Origin of the sequence: Vibrio sp. 1-1(7) (genome assembly GCF_013048485.1) — a bacterium.
Classification (GTDB): domain Bacteria; phylum Pseudomonadota; class Gammaproteobacteria; order Enterobacterales; family Vibrionaceae; genus Vibrio; species Vibrio fujianensis.
Genome location: NZ_VHSP01000001.1, coordinates 367,778 through 384,422, shown reverse-complemented (window position 1 = coordinate 384,422; position 16,645 = coordinate 367,778). Strand labels below are relative to the sequence as shown.

Annotated in this window: 16 protein-coding genes; 3 read left to right on the top strand and 13 right to left on the bottom strand. The window is 42.5% G+C overall.

Going from position 1 to position 16,645, the window contains the following annotated elements; translation table 11 throughout:
* Positions 1–30: 30 nt before the first annotated feature.
* Positions 31–1,248, bottom strand: coding sequence for a sugar metabolism global transcriptional regulator Mlc (gene mlc / locus FKN05_RS01880; RefSeq protein ID WP_099610174.1), 1,218 nt, complete (start codon positions 1,246–1,248; stop codon positions 31–33).
* A 318-nt stretch (positions 1,249–1,566) separates the two neighbouring features.
* On the opposite strand from mlc, the gene pyk reads away from it, so the two are divergent.
* Positions 1,567–3,012 carry a pyruvate kinase gene (gene pyk, locus FKN05_RS01875; RefSeq protein WP_170886730.1) on the top strand — a complete coding sequence of 482 codons (1,446 nt, stop codon included), beginning with the start codon at positions 1,567–1,569 and terminating at the stop codon, positions 3,010–3,012.
* A 138-nt stretch (positions 3,013–3,150) separates the two neighbouring features.
* On the opposite strand, the gene FKN05_RS01870 is transcribed toward pyk, so the two are convergent.
* Positions 3,151–4,335 (bottom strand): patatin-like phospholipase family protein, encoded by a 1,185-nt coding sequence (locus FKN05_RS01870; RefSeq protein WP_170886728.1) that lies wholly within the window; start codon positions 4,333–4,335, stop codon positions 3,151–3,153.
* Positions 4,336–4,355: 20 nt separating this feature from the next.
* Positions 4,356–4,445, bottom strand: a complete 90-nt coding sequence (gene cydH, locus FKN05_RS01865; protein ID WP_099610172.1) for a cytochrome bd-I oxidase subunit CydH — start codon at positions 4,443–4,445, stop codon at positions 4,356–4,358.
* 842 nt (positions 4,446–5,287) lie between these two features.
* Here cydH and FKN05_RS01860 point away from each other — a divergent pair.
* Complete coding sequence (locus FKN05_RS01860; protein ID WP_099610171.1) at positions 5,288–6,748, top strand: sodium-dependent transporter; 1,461 nt, start codon at positions 5,288–5,290, stop codon at positions 6,746–6,748.
* Positions 6,748–6,849, top strand: a complete 102-nt coding sequence (locus tag FKN05_RS01855; RefSeq protein WP_099610170.1) for a MetS family NSS transporter small subunit — start codon at positions 6,748–6,750, stop codon at positions 6,847–6,849. The genes FKN05_RS01860 and FKN05_RS01855 overlap by 1 nt, the downstream gene beginning before the upstream one ends.
* Before the next feature lie 97 nt (positions 6,850–6,946).
* On the opposite strand, the gene ptsG is transcribed toward FKN05_RS01855, so the two are convergent.
* From ptsG to fabD, 10 genes are all read right to left on the bottom strand, one after another.
* Positions 6,947–8,443 (bottom strand): PTS glucose transporter subunit IIBC, encoded by a 1,497-nt coding sequence (gene ptsG / locus FKN05_RS01850; protein WP_170886726.1) that lies wholly within the window; start codon positions 8,441–8,443, stop codon positions 6,947–6,949.
* A 445-nt stretch (positions 8,444–8,888) separates the two neighbouring features.
* Positions 8,889–9,656 (bottom strand): TatD family hydrolase, encoded by a 768-nt coding sequence (locus FKN05_RS01845; protein ID WP_099610168.1) that lies wholly within the window; start codon positions 9,654–9,656, stop codon positions 8,889–8,891.
* A complete protein-coding gene (gene holB, locus FKN05_RS01840) occupies positions 9,647–10,612 on the bottom strand; it encodes a DNA polymerase III subunit delta' (protein ID WP_170886725.1) in 966 nt (321 codons plus the stop codon). The genes FKN05_RS01845 and holB overlap by 10 nt, the downstream gene beginning before the upstream one ends.
* On the bottom strand, positions 10,609–11,250 hold the full coding sequence (gene tmk, locus FKN05_RS01835; RefSeq protein ID WP_099610167.1) for a dTMP kinase: 642 nt from the start codon (positions 11,248–11,250) through the stop codon (positions 10,609–10,611). Before tmk ends, holB begins: the two co-directional genes overlap by 4 nt.
* The gene (mltG, locus tag FKN05_RS01830) at positions 11,250–12,263 is read right to left on the bottom strand and encodes an endolytic transglycosylase MltG (protein WP_099610166.1); all 1,014 of its coding nucleotides are present in this window, start codon (positions 12,261–12,263) and stop codon (positions 11,250–11,252) included. Before mltG ends, tmk begins: the two co-directional genes overlap by 1 nt.
* On the bottom strand, positions 12,260–13,063 hold the full coding sequence (gene pabC / locus FKN05_RS01825; protein WP_099610165.1) for an aminodeoxychorismate lyase: 804 nt from the start codon (positions 13,061–13,063) through the stop codon (positions 12,260–12,262). The genes mltG and pabC overlap by 4 nt, the downstream gene beginning before the upstream one ends.
* 77 nt (positions 13,064–13,140) lie before the next feature.
* Positions 13,141–14,385, bottom strand: coding sequence for a beta-ketoacyl-ACP synthase II (fabF, locus tag FKN05_RS01820; RefSeq protein ID WP_099610164.1), 1,245 nt, complete (start codon positions 14,383–14,385; stop codon positions 13,141–13,143).
* An 89-nt stretch (positions 14,386–14,474) separates the two neighbouring features.
* Positions 14,475–14,711, bottom strand: coding sequence for an acyl carrier protein (acpP, locus tag FKN05_RS01815; protein WP_000065130.1), 237 nt, complete (start codon positions 14,709–14,711; stop codon positions 14,475–14,477).
* A gap of 234 nt (positions 14,712–14,945) precedes the next feature.
* On the bottom strand, positions 14,946–15,680 hold the full coding sequence (fabG, locus tag FKN05_RS01810; RefSeq protein ID WP_170887221.1) for a 3-oxoacyl-ACP reductase FabG: 735 nt from the start codon (positions 15,678–15,680) through the stop codon (positions 14,946–14,948).
* Between the two features lie 25 nt (positions 15,681–15,705).
* On the bottom strand, positions 15,706–16,629 hold the full coding sequence (gene fabD, locus FKN05_RS01805) for an ACP S-malonyltransferase (protein WP_161427997.1): 924 nt from the start codon (positions 16,627–16,629) through the stop codon (positions 15,706–15,708).
* Between the last annotated feature and the right edge of the window lie 16 nt (positions 16,630–16,645).

The window sequence follows — 16,645 nt, the reverse complement described above, 5'->3', positions numbered from 1 at the left end:
GTACACTCACCGATTCAAATAAAAAAAACGTTATCCTTCAACAACCTTCATCAGTAACAAACCATCATATAACGCTTGTTTTATCAACGCAGCTCCCGGCATGGTTGCCTGTTTATAAAAACGTGATTCTAACAATTGGAGATCTTGATGATAAACCGGTAGGCTTTGCTCTTCAATACAGCGTTGAATGGCCGGATAAAGTACACTTTTTGCCTGATTGATCACACCGCCGACTAATATCTTTTCAGGATTAAATAAATTAATCACAATCGCAATCGCTGCACCAAGATAACGCCCTAACTGTTCGATAACTTCAACCGCTAACGGATCACCTTCTGCAGCCGCTAAACAGATATCTTCAATCGTGATCTCAGATTTATTAACTAATGAGGACTCCTCACCTAAAGCGATACGAATTGCAACCTGTTCTCGAATGGCTTGAGAACTTGCTACCGTTTCTAAACACCCGATATTACCGCAGTGACAACGTTTTCCTTGAGGATCAATTTGAATATGCCCTAATTCACCAATATTACCATGGCGACCTTGTAACACTCGTCCATCAACAATAATTCCGGCACCAAGACCGTGGTGGATAGAAATTAACACTGAATTATCAACATCCTGTGAATGACCAAACAACTTTTCAGCTAATGCCCAAGCCCGAGTATCATTCGCAACAAAAACAGGAAGACCCGTTGCTTTATAGATTTCAGGGCCCAACGCTAAATTCGCCACATTATAATGTGGCATCTGTAACACAATACCTTGTTCTGAATTCACGAGGCCAGGTAAAGTAATAGCAATGCTGGTTACACGATCCAGCTGAGCGGCATAGGTTTGGAAAAACTCTTCAATTTCAAATAATAACCGCGCCAACACATCGTCTTGGTCAATCTCATGAATATCGATTTTCGTATCGATTAAGACCTCACCGCCCAGTTCATGTAATGCGATAGTAAGATACCCTCTCCCTAAACGCATTGATAGAAACTGCCAACCTTGATTATTCGTCTGTAGCCCGACCGCAGGACGACCTCGACTAATCGCTTCTTGAACGGTCGTTTCATGAATCAGATGCGCATCAATCAGCTCACGAGTAATTTTTGTAATGCTCGCCGGCGCTAATTGACTTTCCTTTGAGAGATCAATACGAGAGATAGGACCTTTTTGGTCGATGAGTTTATATACACGGCCAGCATTGACCTGTTTGATATGATCAATATGGCCTGGTTGAGCCATGTACATGGTGCACTCCAAAATTCAATAACCTGTCAATTTTTTTACTTTGCGAAGTAATTGTGAAGCAATTTGGTGAATAGCCGTGACAAGCGTCACGCATATAACTAGAACTTTGTGTTTTTAGTCAAAATGTACAGAGCAAAATCACAACAATATAAGCCGATTTCACTCTTCGCTACGCTCATGTTTACGCAAAATAGACCTTAATTCGCAGTCAAATAGGCCAGGTGGATCTGCTAAACATTATCCTCGAAGCCTTCCGATGGTAATAATGATATTCAACTATACTTACCTCAGTGCTGGGCTAACTTGTCGGAGAAAAGAATGACAAACATATTGAGAAGAACAAAAATCGTCGCCACCTTAGGCCCTTCCACTGATAAAGGGGAAGTGTTAGAAACCATCATTCACTGTGGTGTTAATGTTGTGAGAATGAATTTCTCGCATGGTACAGCAGAAGATCACCGATTACGAGCGGGTAAGGTCAGGGAAATTGCAAAAAAAATGGGCAAAAATATCGCCATTTTAGGTGATCTTCAAGGGCCAAAAATTCGTATATCTACCTTTAAAACAGGAAGTATCATCTTAAATGAGGATGATACTTTTATTCTTGATGCTCAACTTGCACCGGGAGAAGGCACGGTAAACGCCGTCGGCATCGACTACAAAACACTACCAAACGACGTAAACAGTGGCGATGTTTTGCTTCTGGACGATGGGCGAGTTCAACTCCAAGTCATAGAAGTTAATGATAATAAAGTAATTACGCGTGTCGTGATAGGCGGAACGCTATCCAATAATAAAGGAATTAATAAAAAAGGAGGCGGGCTGTCAGCAGAAGCACTCACAGAAAAAGACAAACGAGATATTTTACTCGCGGCAGAAATTGGCGTCGATTATTTAGCCGTTTCGTTTCCTCGAAATAGCCAAGATATGGACTATGCCCGTAAATTGGCTCGCGAGGCAGGGTTAAACGCTCGTTTAGTGGCTAAAGTTGAACGTGCAGAAACGGTCTCCTGTGATGAAAATATTGATGATATTATTCGTGCTTCCGATGTCATTATGGTTGCCCGAGGCGATCTTGGGGTTGAAATTGGCGATCCTGAATTAATTGCAGTTCAGAAAAAACTAATTTATCGAGCAAAGGCATTAAACCGAATCGTTATCACCGCAACACAAATGATGGAATCAATGATAGCCAACCCAATGCCGACCCGAGCAGAAGTGATGGATGTGGCTAATGCAGTATTAGACGGGACAGACGCGGTCATGCTTTCAGGCGAAACAGCGGCAGGGAAATATCCGGTAGAAACAGTAAAAGCAATGGCGGATGTCTGTATTGGAGCTGAAAAAATGATTGAAGCCAGTCAACAGAATTATCGAATTGATCGCGCATTTCAAACCGAAGAAGAAGCAATTGCTATGGCAACCATTTATGCAGCAAATCACCTTGAAGGTGTTAAAGCGATGGTCACGCTCACCGAGTCGGGTAGGACAGCATTAATGACTTCACGGCTCAATTCTATTTTGCCTATTTTTGCTATGTCGAGAAATGATATCGCATTAAATCGCTGCGCTTTATATCGTGGCGTGACGCCATTTTATTTTGATAGCAAACAGACTGAAGGCATGGTCGTCGCACAAGCCGCGTTACAAGCTCTCAAAGAGAAACACCTGCTAGAATTTGGCGATTTAGTCATCATAACTCAAGGTGACATTATGGATGTCGAAGGCACAACAAACTGTATGCGCATCATCCCAGTACTATAACCCCCATTATAGCGGTGCCGGTAAGCAGCAATAAGTGGTTGGGTCTCATATTCGTCATATGATGAGCCTCAAAGAGAGCGACATCGCCCAACCTCTAGAGTCTGTTGACCCGAGCACTTCAAATAAGAAGAAAACCGCTTATTGGTCAAAATAATAGGAACCGGTTGAGCGAGCGCCTTGGCGTTGCTCAGCTTGCTTCTGAGCCAATAAAAACGTCTCAATGAATCGATATCCGGCCTGCAAACCCAACCGATAATCATGTAATAAATCATCATGGCGACTCAATAACGAACTCGATCTCAAGGGCTCACTGGGTACAATTTGTACAATAAAAGCATCATCAGGGGGAGAGTACAAAAAGTCACTGGTCAAGGCATAAGTTTGATAGTGAACCATCAACATATCGGCTAATCCAGAATCAAATTTATTTCCTAGCAGGTGGCTTAATCGATAAATATTATCAGCGCCAAATAGCCATCGTCCGCCATTTAACACGTCCAACTGCTTTTGTTTTAACTGCTGAGATTTTGCGATTTGTTGATCAATAAAGCCTTTCCAGTCTTGCTTCCAGTTCAATAATCTATTTTGCCAATGCATTTGGATAGAATTCATCGATTCTCGCAACCACTGTACCTGACCACCTTGAGACGCTTCCGTTAATACATTTTGTTGGCTCTCTTCATCAAGCGTTTCGGTTCTAATCACCGCAATAAAGCGAGCCTCTTGCCGCCATGCTTCTTGGACAGGAATAGATGCAGAGACACCACCATCAATGTAACTCTGCTGCCCTAGTAACACATCTTTCGTGTACAACCCAGGGATGGCGCAAGTCGCGGTTAATACTTCTCGCCAATGCTCACTTAACATCGGGAAATAAGCATCTTGCAACGAATTAACTTCAGTAACTGCCGCAAAAGCTTTACGGGTTCCAAGCGTAGAACGGCCCATGTCTAAATCTAATCGGTAAGGATATTGACAAATTTTATCCAATGCCCATTCTAAATTAAGGTGCTGCTTACGTCGAATGTAACTGAATAAATGGAAAAACTTTGGATCCGTGGTCAATTCAAGAATAAAAGCCTTACCTAACCCCTGCTGACGACAAAGATAGGCACAAAGATTGAGCGCCCCAGCAGAGGTACCATAAAATTCATGAAATGGATCGAAATTAGATAGGATAAAAGCGTCTAATACGCCTGCAGTAAAAATTCCTCGCTGCCCTCCTCCTTGAGCCACTAATGCATTCTTACCGGTAATAAATTTCGAGAGTCGATCAATGTCGACTCTCTTTTCTAACTCAGAAACTGTCCCTTTGTTCACCATAGGCGAACCCTTCTTTTTGATTAGTTGGCAATCGCAACAACGCCGTATCCGATTAAGATAACAAATACTGCTGCCGTAATCACTAAAGCATACTTAAGATCGCGTTCCATACCTACCTCCTTTTTACGCTGCCCCTATTGCTTCATATGGCTGCGAGATAGCAATCACGTTCATTTCCATCAACATAGAAATAAACAAACATCGCTAACCCCCAAGCAACATTGAACCCAAAAGGGTTAACTAAGTAATAACATTCAAAGCATGGTTATACAATCTTTATGATTTTTGTCACGATAGATATGAAGCCGCTATCACATTAATTGTCCTGATAAGGATGACGATTACCGTTTAGCATCAAACATCAGCAGGCATTTTATTGACCAATAATCGACATCTCGGAGCCATTCGCTGATGTGTGTCTATTTTTTAGTCATTTTATCTATTGTTATAGATAGTTTTATCCATTAGTTATCACCCTTAAAACAGCTTATTTATTTGTTAAATGTAAAAAACAAAAAAATAGATAACTACTTGTATATGAAAAATTATTTTTTTGCCCTATTTAATCAGCATAAGCTTACGTTTACATTCTATTGCCATCTTTAACATATCGCTGTAGTCTCTTAATCAATGCGCAGCTGATTATTTCAGGTGACGCAAAAACATAGCAATATATTTAGAGCAATATTCTGAGTTCTTAATGTTTTGGAGAAATTTAACTCTAAGTTTTGACTTAATCATGGATGATGAAACAGACTTTTAACAATTAAACCTGGTTTAAATCTAATAACTTAGTGATAGGTAGAAGACGATATCCTTCAGTCATTGGTACCAGTGTGCTTGAGTGAGAGAACCGCTTTACTCGGTACACTGCAGTAAACTTTCAACTACCTATGAAATGGCCAATTTATTAAGAAGCTTCATACCTCAGGGAAGACAAAAGGAGTAAAAAATGAAGCGAGAACAATGGGGTTCACGAGCAGGGTTTATACTAGCGGCAGTAGGCTCTGCGATTGGTTTAGGGAATATTTGGCGCTTCCCTTATATGGCCTATGAAAATGGCGGAGGAGCATTTTTCATTCCTTATCTGTTTGCCATGTTAACTGCAGGGATTCCATTTATGATCCTAGAGTTTAGTATGGGACAAAAAAATCGAGGTTCAGCCCCCACCACTTTATCAAAGATTCATACAAAATTTGAATGGCTTGGCTGGTTTCAAGTCGGTATTGCTGCGGTCATTGGCGTTTATTATGTGGCCGTTATCGGATGGGCTATCTCTTACTTTGCTATGTCTTTCACGCAAAGTTGGGGCAGTGATACCAATACCTTTTTCTTCAATGAATACCTGAACTTAGGTGATAACTCGCCGACACAACTTGGCTCCATTCAGTGGAAAATAGCCCTCACCATGGCGATTGCTTGGGCAATTACTTATGCAGCTATTGTCGGTGGCGTCAAATCTGGAATCGAGCGTGCATCTAGAATTATGATGCCTATCTTATTTGTTATGGTACTGCTATTGATCGCGCGGATGATCTTCTTACCCGGTGCATTAGATGGCGTAAATTATATGTTCGAACCTGATTTTAGTAAAATCTGGGACGTTAAAGTATGGGCTGCGGCTTATGGACAAATCTTTTTTACCTTAAGTATTGGCTTTGCCATTATGCTCGCCTATTCCAGCTATCTTCCTGAGAAATCAGACATCACCAACAATGCATTTATGACGGTACTGATCAACTGTGGTTTCTCTATTCTAGCGGGGATTATGATTTTCTCGGTGCTGGGCTATATGGCACAAGAGCAAGGGAAACCACTAACCGAGGTGGTCTCAGCAGGGGTTGGATTAGCCTTTGTGACGCTACCAGCGGCGATTAACTTATTACCGATCCCTTATATTTTAGGCCCACTGTTTTTCTTAGCATTGGTTGTGGCTGGGTTAAGCTCCCACATCTCCATTTTAGAGGCTGTAACCTCAGCCATCATCGACAAACTTGGCTGGAGCCGTAAAAAAGCCGCTAACGTCGTGATAGGTTCAGGCTTTATTATTTCCATGGCTTTTGCAACTAACGGAGGGCTGTTACTGCTCGACTTAGTCGACCATTTTGCTAATAACGTGGGCATTATGCTTAGCTGTTTAGTTGAGTTAATTTTGATGACTTGGCTGATGAAAGTTTCCGATGCTCGTAAATACGTAAATAGTATTTCAGATTTTAAAATTGGCGTATGGTTTGATATCTGTCTACGTTTTATTTCCCCTGTGGTACTGGCTATCATCGTAACGACCAAATTTAGAACACTCTTTACTGAAGGATATGGTGGTTACAACCTTACGTTAGGCTGGGCAATGATCCTACTATTACTCGCTATTGGAGTGATGGTTAATTTAACGAATCGCAAGGAAGCATACTAATGACAACAAGCGCAATTATCATGATGGTGATCGGTTTAGGTCTGACATGGGGTGGAGCCATGATTTGTATTAGAAAAGCAATGGCAAAGCAGCAGTCATAACCTGAAGTCTTGAGATGAAAAAGCCATAGATTCTCACTAAATAATATAAAAAGGAGGCCGAAGCCTCCTTATTTATAGGGGAAAGAAAAGATAAAGATTAACCGTGATTACGGATCCATTCATCCATTTCTGTTTTAAGATTATCAGACTTAGTACCAAAGATAGCTTGTACGCCACCAGATACAACCACAACACCCGCTGCACCAAGTTGTTTCAATTTTGCTTGATCAACAGCCTCGGTCTTAACTACAGAGACACGAAGACGAGTAATACACGCATCTAAATTGGTGATGTTTTCTTTACCGCCAAATGCAGCGACAAGTTCACCTGCCAGCTCTGAGCCTGAAGAAGTGCTAGCATCAACAGATTCGTCTTCACGTCCAGGTGTTTTTAGATCCAAAGTACGGATCACAAAAGTAAACACAACATAATAAAGAACAGCGTAGGCAATACCTAAGCCGACAAGCAGTAGCATATTCTCAGCACGTGGTGATTGAACAACAAAGTCAATAAAACCATTTGAGAATGTGTGACCATGTACTACGCCCAAAGCGTTAGTCAGTACATAAGCAAGGCCAGCAAGGACAGCATGGATTGCATACAATACAGGTGCAATGAATAGGAAAGAGAACTCAATCGGTTCAGTAATACCGGTTAAGAATGAAGTTAACGCAGCAGAAGCCATGATACCGACAATTTTTGCACGATTTTCAGGTTTCGCACAATGCGCAATGGCAAAGGCCGCCGCAGGAAGACCAAACATTTTGAACAGGTAACCGCCAGCAAGCTGACCAAAACCATTACCCGCAGCACGGCTAGCATCATCAGCAGTTAGGAAGCACGTCATGATACCGTTAACTGTTTGACCCGCACCATTGACACATTCACCCGCTTGATAGAAGAAAGGAACGTTCCAAATATGATGTAAACCAAATGGGATCAATGAACGCTCTACGACACCATAGATACCAAACGCTGTCACTGGGTTCTGGTTTGCTGCCCAATCAGAGAAAGAGGCGATTAGCGCGCCCACTGGTGGCCAAATAAACGAAAGAATGACACCTAATGCAATCGCTAAGAAACCAGTAATAATCGGTACGGCGCGTTTACCAGCAAAGAAGCCCAAATATTCTGGTAGCTGGATTTTGTAAAAACGATTAAATGCCCAAGCAGCCACACCACCAGCGAGAATCCCACCAAGAACACCGGTTTCATACTTTCTTCTGATCGCTTCAATTGCTGAATTATCAAGCGTTTGACCAATGGCTAGCAACGCCTCTTTTGCTTGATCAATTTCGACATCAGCCAAAACCTTCAACGTCGCAACCATAATACCGTAGCCAACAATGGCAGAAAGACCTGACACACCATCGTTATTCGTGAAGCCTAAAGCGACACCAACAGCAAATAGCAGAGCCATCTGACCAAACACCGAACCACCGGCTTGTTCCATTAAGTGAGAAACCACCTCTGGCAACCAACTAAAGTTCGCTGCCCCCACACCAAGCAAAATACCTGCAACAGGTAAAACTGATACTGGAAGCATCAGAGCTTTACCTACTTTTTGCAGGTTAGCAAAAGCGTTTTTAAACATGTTTATGCTCCTGATTAAGTTATTAGAATTAATTGGGTTCTAACGGCGCACCCCCGTAGCCTAAATGTTAGCACCCCATGAAAATGTAACCACAAAATGTATTATATTTTCCGCCTCTAAATATATCTTGATGCCCCTCAAACTTTCTAGTTAGTTAAGAAATTTAGTTTCAAAATAATAGCCAGATCACAAACTATTTCACGTTTTTTTACATCACAAAACAAACGTAACTTACTGATTAATATACAAAAAATACATGAGCTCATTAATTTTGATGGGTGAATAAAATAAGCGAGCTTGTTATTTTTTGTAACAAAATTACACAACCACTAGTATAGTATAAAAAAACAACAGACTTAGTAAACAATAGAAAAATAAGTATAAACCGTGAGCAAAGCGCTTAAAGATGAAATCTTGATCACATTTTTAGGTACTTATTAGATTTCTATCGCAAAAAAAGATCTTGGAAATTTTTACTGGTTTTTTCTGCAACTTTATGCACAGAAAGCCCCTTTAACCGAGCAATAGACTCCGCGACTTCAGCAACATATGCGGGTTGGTTCTCTTGGCCTCGATATGGCACAGGCGCTAAATACGGAGAATCCGTCTCAATCAATAGCCGTTCAAGTGGTAGCTGTTTAACTACTTCTTTCAACTCCGTTGCTTGGCGAAAAGTGACGATACCGGAAATTGAGATATAAAAACCCAACTCTATCGCCGCTTCGGCAAAAGATAAATCTTCAGTAAAACAGTGTATGACGCCACCACATCGCTCAGCATGGCCTTGCCTAAGTATAGCCAGAGTATCTTGTCGTGCTTGCCGAGTATGGATAATTAACGGTTTATTAAGATCAACCGCAACATCAATATGTTGCGAAAATCTTAATTTCTGTAAATCAGCGGTTTCTGGTTGATAATGATAATCTAACCCCGTTTCACCAATCGCAACAACTTTTGTATGGCTGGCATACTCACGAAATCGATCAAGCTCAAAATCGCTCATTACATCAAGCGGATGGACACCACAAGACGCATAAACGTGTTGATAAGGTTCAATCATGGCTAGCATAGAAGAGAAAGAATCCAAGGTAACCCCAACTGACAACAGCTGTTTAACCTTGGCTTGTTCAGCTTTAGCAATCACATCATCAATGCTTTTATGGATATTTTGATAATCTAATTTATCAAGATGGCAGTGTGAATCTACAAACATGGAGCCTCGTTAAATTTAAATAGCCAATCGGTAATTAATAATTCAGCATTTAACCCACTAAATAAGCGTAACTGCTCGATCAGCTTCGCCAAGCCCTGGGTCTGTTGTTGTAAACGATCCAAGTGAATCATTGCTGAAAGAGCCTGACTCCCTGGAGTAAAATGACCACAACTCAGGCCAAAAGCGACTTTTTGTGCATCGGTTAATAAAAACCACAGCCAGTTTAAATAGGTCAATGGCTTAGCACTGAGCGCTTTACTGCAAGCAAGTAATGATGACAAATCACCACGTAGTGCAGATAAAAATTGCTGCTCAATATCGCTATAGTGTTTTATTTCACCCGAAGCAATCGCTTCTTTAGTCGCCAGTGGCGCATTGCGATAGATATGCGCTGCATACTCCGGTATGGGCAACTGACACTCGGCTTCTAACCACATTTTGACCGATTTTGGCTCTGGTTCTGGAATGGCAATTTTTTGACATCGGCTCACGATGGTCGCAAGCAATCGATTGGTATTTTCTGTCACTAACACGAAAATACACTGCGCAGCATGCTCTTCAAGTGTTTTTAATAGTGCATTCGCCGCTGATTCATTCATCGCCTCGGCAGGTTCAATCGCAATTAATCGAAATCCAGATAGCTGAGAAGACTCTTGTGCTAAACGATTAGCATGACGAATTTGATCAACGGTAATATTTTTCCCGACTTTCTCTGGCCGAACTAAGTGATAATCTGGATGACTTTGTGATCGCATCAATTCACACCCATGACAAAAACCGCAAGGCTCGCTCGAGTGGTTCGTGCACATTAGCGCTTGAGCAAATCGCTCCACAAGTTGAAACGCACCACATCCCTCGGGGGCAGAAATCAAAGTTGCAGAGGCAAAGCGTGTGCTATCAAGCTGAGTTTTCCATCTCATCCACGCAGGAATCAACCAAGGATAAAGTGAATTCATCGTTGATCTTGACATGTCGTTAACCACTGGCTGAGTACTTGCTGAATGTTATGGCTTACAGCGTCAATCGGCTGCTGTGCATTAACAATGGCAATAGAGTCATCATGGTTGGCTAATTCTAAATAACGCGATCGAGTCCGCTCAAAGAAGCTGATGTCCATCTTTTCGATCCGATCCAACTCTCCTCGTCCACGGGCACGCTCTAACCCAACTTTAGGGTCAATATCCAGATATAACGTAAAATCAGGACGAAAACTGCCCAAAGCTATTTGCTTTAACTGTGACATGGTTTGGTGAGCGATTTGACGCCCTCCCCCTTGATAAGCTTGGGAAGAAAGATCATGCCGATCCCCAACCACCCAATCTCCTCGTCTTAACGCAGGTTTAATGACATTCTCAACCAATTGAACTCGCGCTGCATACATCAGCAAAACCTCGGTAATATCGTTAAGCACTTCACCCGGATGCTCTTCTTTCACTAAAGCTCGCATCTTTTCAGCCAGTACCGTGCCTCCAGGCTCACGTGTTTGAGTGACCTGAGTAATACCGTGTTCATAGAGTGTATCCATAACGACTTGCATTGCTGTGCTTTTGCCTGCACCTTCTAACCCTTCAACTACGATAAATTTTGTCTTCATTATTGGTTTCTAAGTTGTTTTAAATAAGCGCGTACCGCGCGATTATGTTCAGTTAATGTTTTAGAAAAAACATGATCCCCCTGACCACTGGCCACAAAATACAGATAATCACTTTGCTCTGGATTGATCGCTGCATAAATCGAAGCTTCTCCCGCCATCGCAATAGGCGTGGGTGGCAGCCCGTTAATCACATAGGTATTATATGCGGTCGGCTCACGTAGATCGGCTTTACCAATACGACCATTATAACGCTCTCCCATGCCATAGATCACGGTAGGATCCGTTTGTAAACGCATCCGTTTGTTAAGTCGATTAATAAACACTGAAGCGACTCGTTCTCTCTCCGCATCTATCGCTGTCTCTTTTTCAATGATGGATGCTAAAATTAACGCTTCATAAGGAGACTGCAGTGGTAAGTTTGGCTGACGATTTTCCCATGCTTTAGCCAACGTTTGATTTAATTTGTGGTGCGCACGCTTTAAAATTTCCACATCGACTTCACCTTTCGTAAAGTGATAGGTTTCAGCAAGAAATAGCCCTTCTAATTGTTGATGTTTAATACCCAGTCGTTGAGCGATGTCAGCTTCAGAAAGATCTCGGATGGTTTGGCGAAGTTCTGGTGTGTTCGCTAAAACTTCACGCCAGTCACTAAATCGGCTGCCTTCCACAAACGTGATAGAAAATTGAAATTCTCGCCCAGAGACAAACAAAGCAAGGCTTTGTTGTAACGACATTTTAGGCACTAGTTGGTACGTTCCCGCTTTTATTTTGGTTAGTTCCGGATGTAACCGACGAAGCAATTTTGCAGTAAAGTGATCTTCAATCCACCCTTTTTTAACCAGTAGAGCTAACGTCCCATTTAAACTTGTCCCTGACGTTATAGTGATCAGTTGGGGTTCATTGATAGACAAACTTTGCGTTAGATAGCGGTCCGTCTTTGAAACTAGATACAAATAACCAGCAAAGCTGATCATTAAAAAAAATAATAGCAAAGACAATAACTTTTTAATCACGAATCAAATATCTCCTGAAAAGCGCGCACGTAGGTGCCAATAATATAATTTTGAGAAGTAATTTTGATGACAGGTGCGACTTCTAGCAGAGCATTGGATAGGAAAACTTCATCGGCGAGATAGAGATGCTCAAGCGGAAAATAGCCAATCTCCGCCGTTAAACCTAACGATGCGGCTGACTGTAAAATAATACGTCGAGCAACACCGGCAACACCGGTATTATCTAAACTGGGCGTATATAAGACATTTCCCTTTATCCAAAATAGATTTGCCATTGTCGTTTCAACCACAAAACCATTGAGATCGAGACAAACACCATCCAGGTAACCGGCCTGATCCATTTCTCCTTTAAGCAGCACTTGCTCTAAACGATTATTATGTTTGTGCCCTGCAAGAAGTGGATTTAGACCCATTTTTTGGGTACAAACCCCAAGAGTAAGACCCAATTCTCGCCATTGCGCATAATGTTTAGGATACTCGAAAGGATAAATCGTCACATTAGCCGGACTCGCCTGTGCTGGGCTATAACCACGGCCACCCACTCCTCGACTAATATGTAGTTTTAGCCCCGCCTTTTTATCTTGTTTGGCTGCACCTGTAAGCGTATCACGAACTTTTTGCCAATCTGGTGCCATGATACCAAAATATTCCAAGCAGGCGTCCATGCGCTCACGATGATAATCCCAATACTGAATGCTTCCATATTTGGTGAGCATCGTGGTAAAGCAACCATCACCGTATTGAAAAGAGCGATCCCAAATACTGACTGAATCACCTAGCTTGCCATTATGCCAATACATCTTCAATTCCCTGAAAAAACAAACGGCCTAATGCTAAGCACTAAGCCGTTGAAACACAAGTTAAGTCAAAAAGGAAATTAAATGCGCTTAAAAATTAATGAACCGTTGGTACCACCGAAGCCAAACGAGTTGCACATCGCATATTCCATACCATCAACTTTACGTGCCGTATGAGGAACCAAATCGATTTCCAGCCCCTCTTCAGGATTATCTAAATTAATGGTTGGTGGAACCATCTGATCAACTAAAGACATGATGGTAATAATAGATTCCACTGATCCCGCCGCACCGAGTAGGTGACCCGTCATTGACTTGGTTGAGGAAACTAAGACCTGGTTTGCCCCCTCTTCACCTAACGCTCGTTTGATCCCTTTTATTTCAGCCACATCCCCTGCAGGCGTCGAAGTACCATGCGCATTGACATAACCAATTTGACGACCAGCCACACCAGCATCACGCATAGCTGCTTCCATAGCGAGTGCACCACCAGAACCATCTTCACTGGGCGCGGTCATATGATACGCGTCTCCTGACATGCCAAAACCCACTAATTCTGCATAAATTTTAGCACCACGAGCTTTCGCCAGCTCATACTCTTCGAGTACGATCACGCCAGCGCCATCACCCAATACGAATCCATCACGCTCTTTATCCCAAGGACGAGAAGCTTTTTGTGGTTCATCATTACGGGTCGAAAGCGCTTTAGCTGCACCAAACCCAGCCATACCCAGTGGGGTTGATGCTTTTTCACTACCACCAGCGACCATGGCATCAGCATCACCATAGGCAATCATACGTGCGGCATGACCAATATTATGTAGCCCTGTGGTACAGGCGGTTGAAATAGCAATATTCGGGCCACGCAAGCCACGCATGATCGACAGGTTGCCCGCAACCATATTAACGATCGTTGAGGGGACAAAAAATGGACTCACTTTGCGTGGGCCTTTTTCGATCAAAGACTGATGGCCTGATTCAATCAGATCCAAGCCACCAATGCCAGAACCAATTGCAACCCCTATTCGGGAAGCATTTTCTGAGGTCACTTGTAAACCTGAATCGTCTAATGCTTGAATACCCGCAGCAATACCATATTGGATAAAGAGATCCATTTTACGGGCATCTTTTTTAGACATGTACTCTTCACAGTTAAAATTTTTAACTAAACCTGCGAAACGAGTTGAGAAATTTGTAGTATCAAAGTGCTCAATATTAACAATACCACTTTGACCAGCTAGCAGGGCTTTCCAAGAAGATTCTACTGTGTTGCCTACTGGTGACAACATACCCATGCCAGTGACAACGACACGACGCTTGGACACGATCTTATTCTCCGGAATTGAAAAATTCTATGAGAGGGATTAAAGATTGAGAAAAACTCAGGCGGCTAGAAGGCCGCCTGGGGAGAACATTACTGAGCGTTGCTGGTTACGTAATCGATCGCAGCTTGAACAGTAGTGATTTTCTCTGCTTCTTCATCAGGAATCTCAGTATCAAATTCCTCTTCTAGAGCCATAACGAGTTCAACAGTGTCTAGAGAATCAGCACCTAGATCTTCAACGAAAGAAGATTCATTTTTTACTTCTGCTTCGTCTACACCTAGCTGTTCAACGATGATTTTCTTTACGCGTTCTTCAATGTTGCTCATGTTTTCTTTTCCTTTACAGATTTCGCCTAATGCGATGATTCCGTAGTTTATTCGAACTAGTGAAAGTTGCAAGAGGGAGCTTGCTGGTCAAACCACAAATTTACCGATTTTAACCGAAATTCACACCATTATTGATATAAGTCATGCATAAATATTATGCAATTTAAACCCAACTGTTACCAGAAGTCGGTATTAACTTGATATATAACACCCGATTCCATTAAACAACCGGCGTTAAACCATGTACATACCGCCATTGACATGCAATGTTTCACCGGTAATGTAACCCGCTTCAGATGACGCTAAAAACGCAATTGCTGAAGCAATTTCCCGTGGGTCGCCCAAACGTCCCGCTGGAACTTGTGCTAGTGTAGCAGCACGTTGCTCATCATTCAGCGCTTTTGTCATATCAGTTTCAATAAAACCTGGTGCAACTGTGTTAACCGTCACACCACGTGATGCAACTTCACGAGCCATTGACTTAGTAAAGCCAATTACGCCCGCTTTTGCTGCCGCATAGTTTGTCTGTCCAGCATTCCCCATGGTACCAACCACTGAACCCACATTAATGATACGACCATGGCGTTTTTTCATCATGCCACGTAACACCGCTTTCGATAAGCGAAAAATGGAAGTGAGGTTAGTATCGAGAATATCTGTCCATTCTTCATCTTTCATGCGCATCAATAAATTATCACGGGTAATACCCGCATTATTGACTAAGATATCGATACTGCCAAACTGTTCATTAATCGCTTTTAATACCATCTCGATGGAGCTGAGGTCAGTGACGTTTAAAGCAAACCCTTTGCCGTTATCACCTAAATAAGTACTGATGGCTTCTGCGCCATGTTCACTGGTGGCGGTACCGATAACCGTCGCACCACGAGCAACTAGTGCTTCCGCAATCGCTTTACCAATCCCACGACTAGCACCAGTGACTAAAGCAACTTTACCTTCAAGACTCATAAATTCCGTCATGTTTTTTCCCACTTTATTTTACGGCATCCAATGATGCAAGATCGTTAACAGCTGCAGCATCGACTGTTTTTACAATACGTTTTGTTAAGCCAGTTAACACTTTACCAGGGCCAACTTCAAACAGTTTTTCAACCCCAGCATCACTCATTTTCTGTACCGCTTCGGTCCAGCGTACTGGGTTATACAATTGGCGTACCAAGGCATCTTTTATCTTAGCCGGATCTGTTTCTGCAATTACATCAACGTTGTTAATAACAGGAATATTCGGTGAATTAAACTCAAGCCCAACCAACGCCAACGCGAGTTTCTCTGCTGCAGGCTTCATTAACGCACAGTGAGAAGGTACAGACACAGGTAAGGGTAATGCACGTTTTGCCCCAGCCTCTTTACATAGCACACCCGCACGCTCAACCGCTTCTTTTTGTCCGGCGATGACCACTTGACCTGGTGAGTTAAAGTTAACCGGTGAAACAACTTGTCCTTGAGCCGCTTGCTGACAAGCATGAGCAATCGAATCATCGTCTAACCCAATGATCGCATACATCGCACCCGTTCCGGCTGGTACCGCTTCTTGCATTAGCTGACCACGCAATTCAACCAATTTAATTGCTTGCTGAAAATCAATCACGCCTGCACACACTAACGCTGAATATTCACCAAGACTATGCCCAGCAAAATATTCTGGCTGTTCAAACCCTAAAGATTGCCAAACTCGCCAAATGGCAACAGAAGCGGCTAAAAGTGCAGGTTGAGTACGAAATGTTTGATTGAGATCCTCTGCTGGACCATTTTGTACCAACGCCCATAGATCATAACCCAGAACTTCAGAGGCTTGGGCAAAGGTTTGTGTGACCACTTCATATTGCTGTCCAAGTTCAGCAAGCATACCAACAACTTGTGAACCTTGGCCGGGAAATACGATAGCAAACTTGCTCATATTCTATTCCTTAACC

Bases quoted from the DNA above. Each gene is read 5' to 3' on its own strand.
- mlc (WP_099610174.1), bottom strand. From the start codon at position 1,248: ATGTACATGGCTCAACCAGGCCATATTGATCATATCAAACAGGTCAAT.
- pyk (WP_170886730.1), top strand. From the start codon at position 1,567: ATGACAAACATATTGAGAAGAACAAAAATCGTCGCCACCTTAGGCCCT.
- FKN05_RS01870 (WP_170886728.1), bottom strand. From the start codon at position 4,335: ATGGTGAACAAAGGGACAGTTTCTGAGTTAGAAAAGAGAGTCGACATT.
- cydH (WP_099610172.1), bottom strand. From the start codon at position 4,445: ATGGAACGCGATCTTAAGTATGCTTTAGTGATTACGGCAGCAGTATTT.
- FKN05_RS01860 (WP_099610171.1), top strand. From the start codon at position 5,288: ATGAAGCGAGAACAATGGGGTTCACGAGCAGGGTTTATACTAGCGGCA.
- FKN05_RS01855 (WP_099610170.1), top strand. From the start codon at position 6,748: ATGACAACAAGCGCAATTATCATGATGGTGATCGGTTTAGGTCTGACA.
- ptsG (WP_170886726.1), bottom strand. From the start codon at position 8,443: ATGTTTAAAAACGCTTTTGCTAACCTGCAAAAAGTAGGTAAAGCTCTG.
- FKN05_RS01845 (WP_099610168.1), bottom strand. From the start codon at position 9,656: ATGTTTGTAGATTCACACTGCCATCTTGATAAATTAGATTATCAAAAT.
- holB (WP_170886725.1), bottom strand. From the start codon at position 10,612: ATGAATTCACTTTATCCTTGGTTGATTCCTGCGTGGATGAGATGGAAA.
- tmk (WP_099610167.1), bottom strand. From the start codon at position 11,250: ATGAAGACAAAATTTATCGTAGTTGAAGGGTTAGAAGGTGCAGGCAAA.
- pabC (WP_099610165.1), bottom strand. From the start codon at position 13,063: ATGTATTGGCATAATGGCAAGCTAGGTGATTCAGTCAGTATTTGGGAT.
- acpP (WP_000065130.1), bottom strand. From the start codon at position 14,711: ATGAGCAACATTGAAGAACGCGTAAAGAAAATCATCGTTGAACAGCTA.
- fabG (WP_170887221.1), bottom strand. From the start codon at position 15,680: ATGAGTCTTGAAGGTAAAGTTGCTTTAGTCACTGGTGCTAGTCGTGGG.
- fabD (WP_161427997.1), bottom strand. From the start codon at position 16,629: ATGAGCAAGTTTGCTATCGTATTTCCCGGCCAAGGTTCACAAGTTGTT.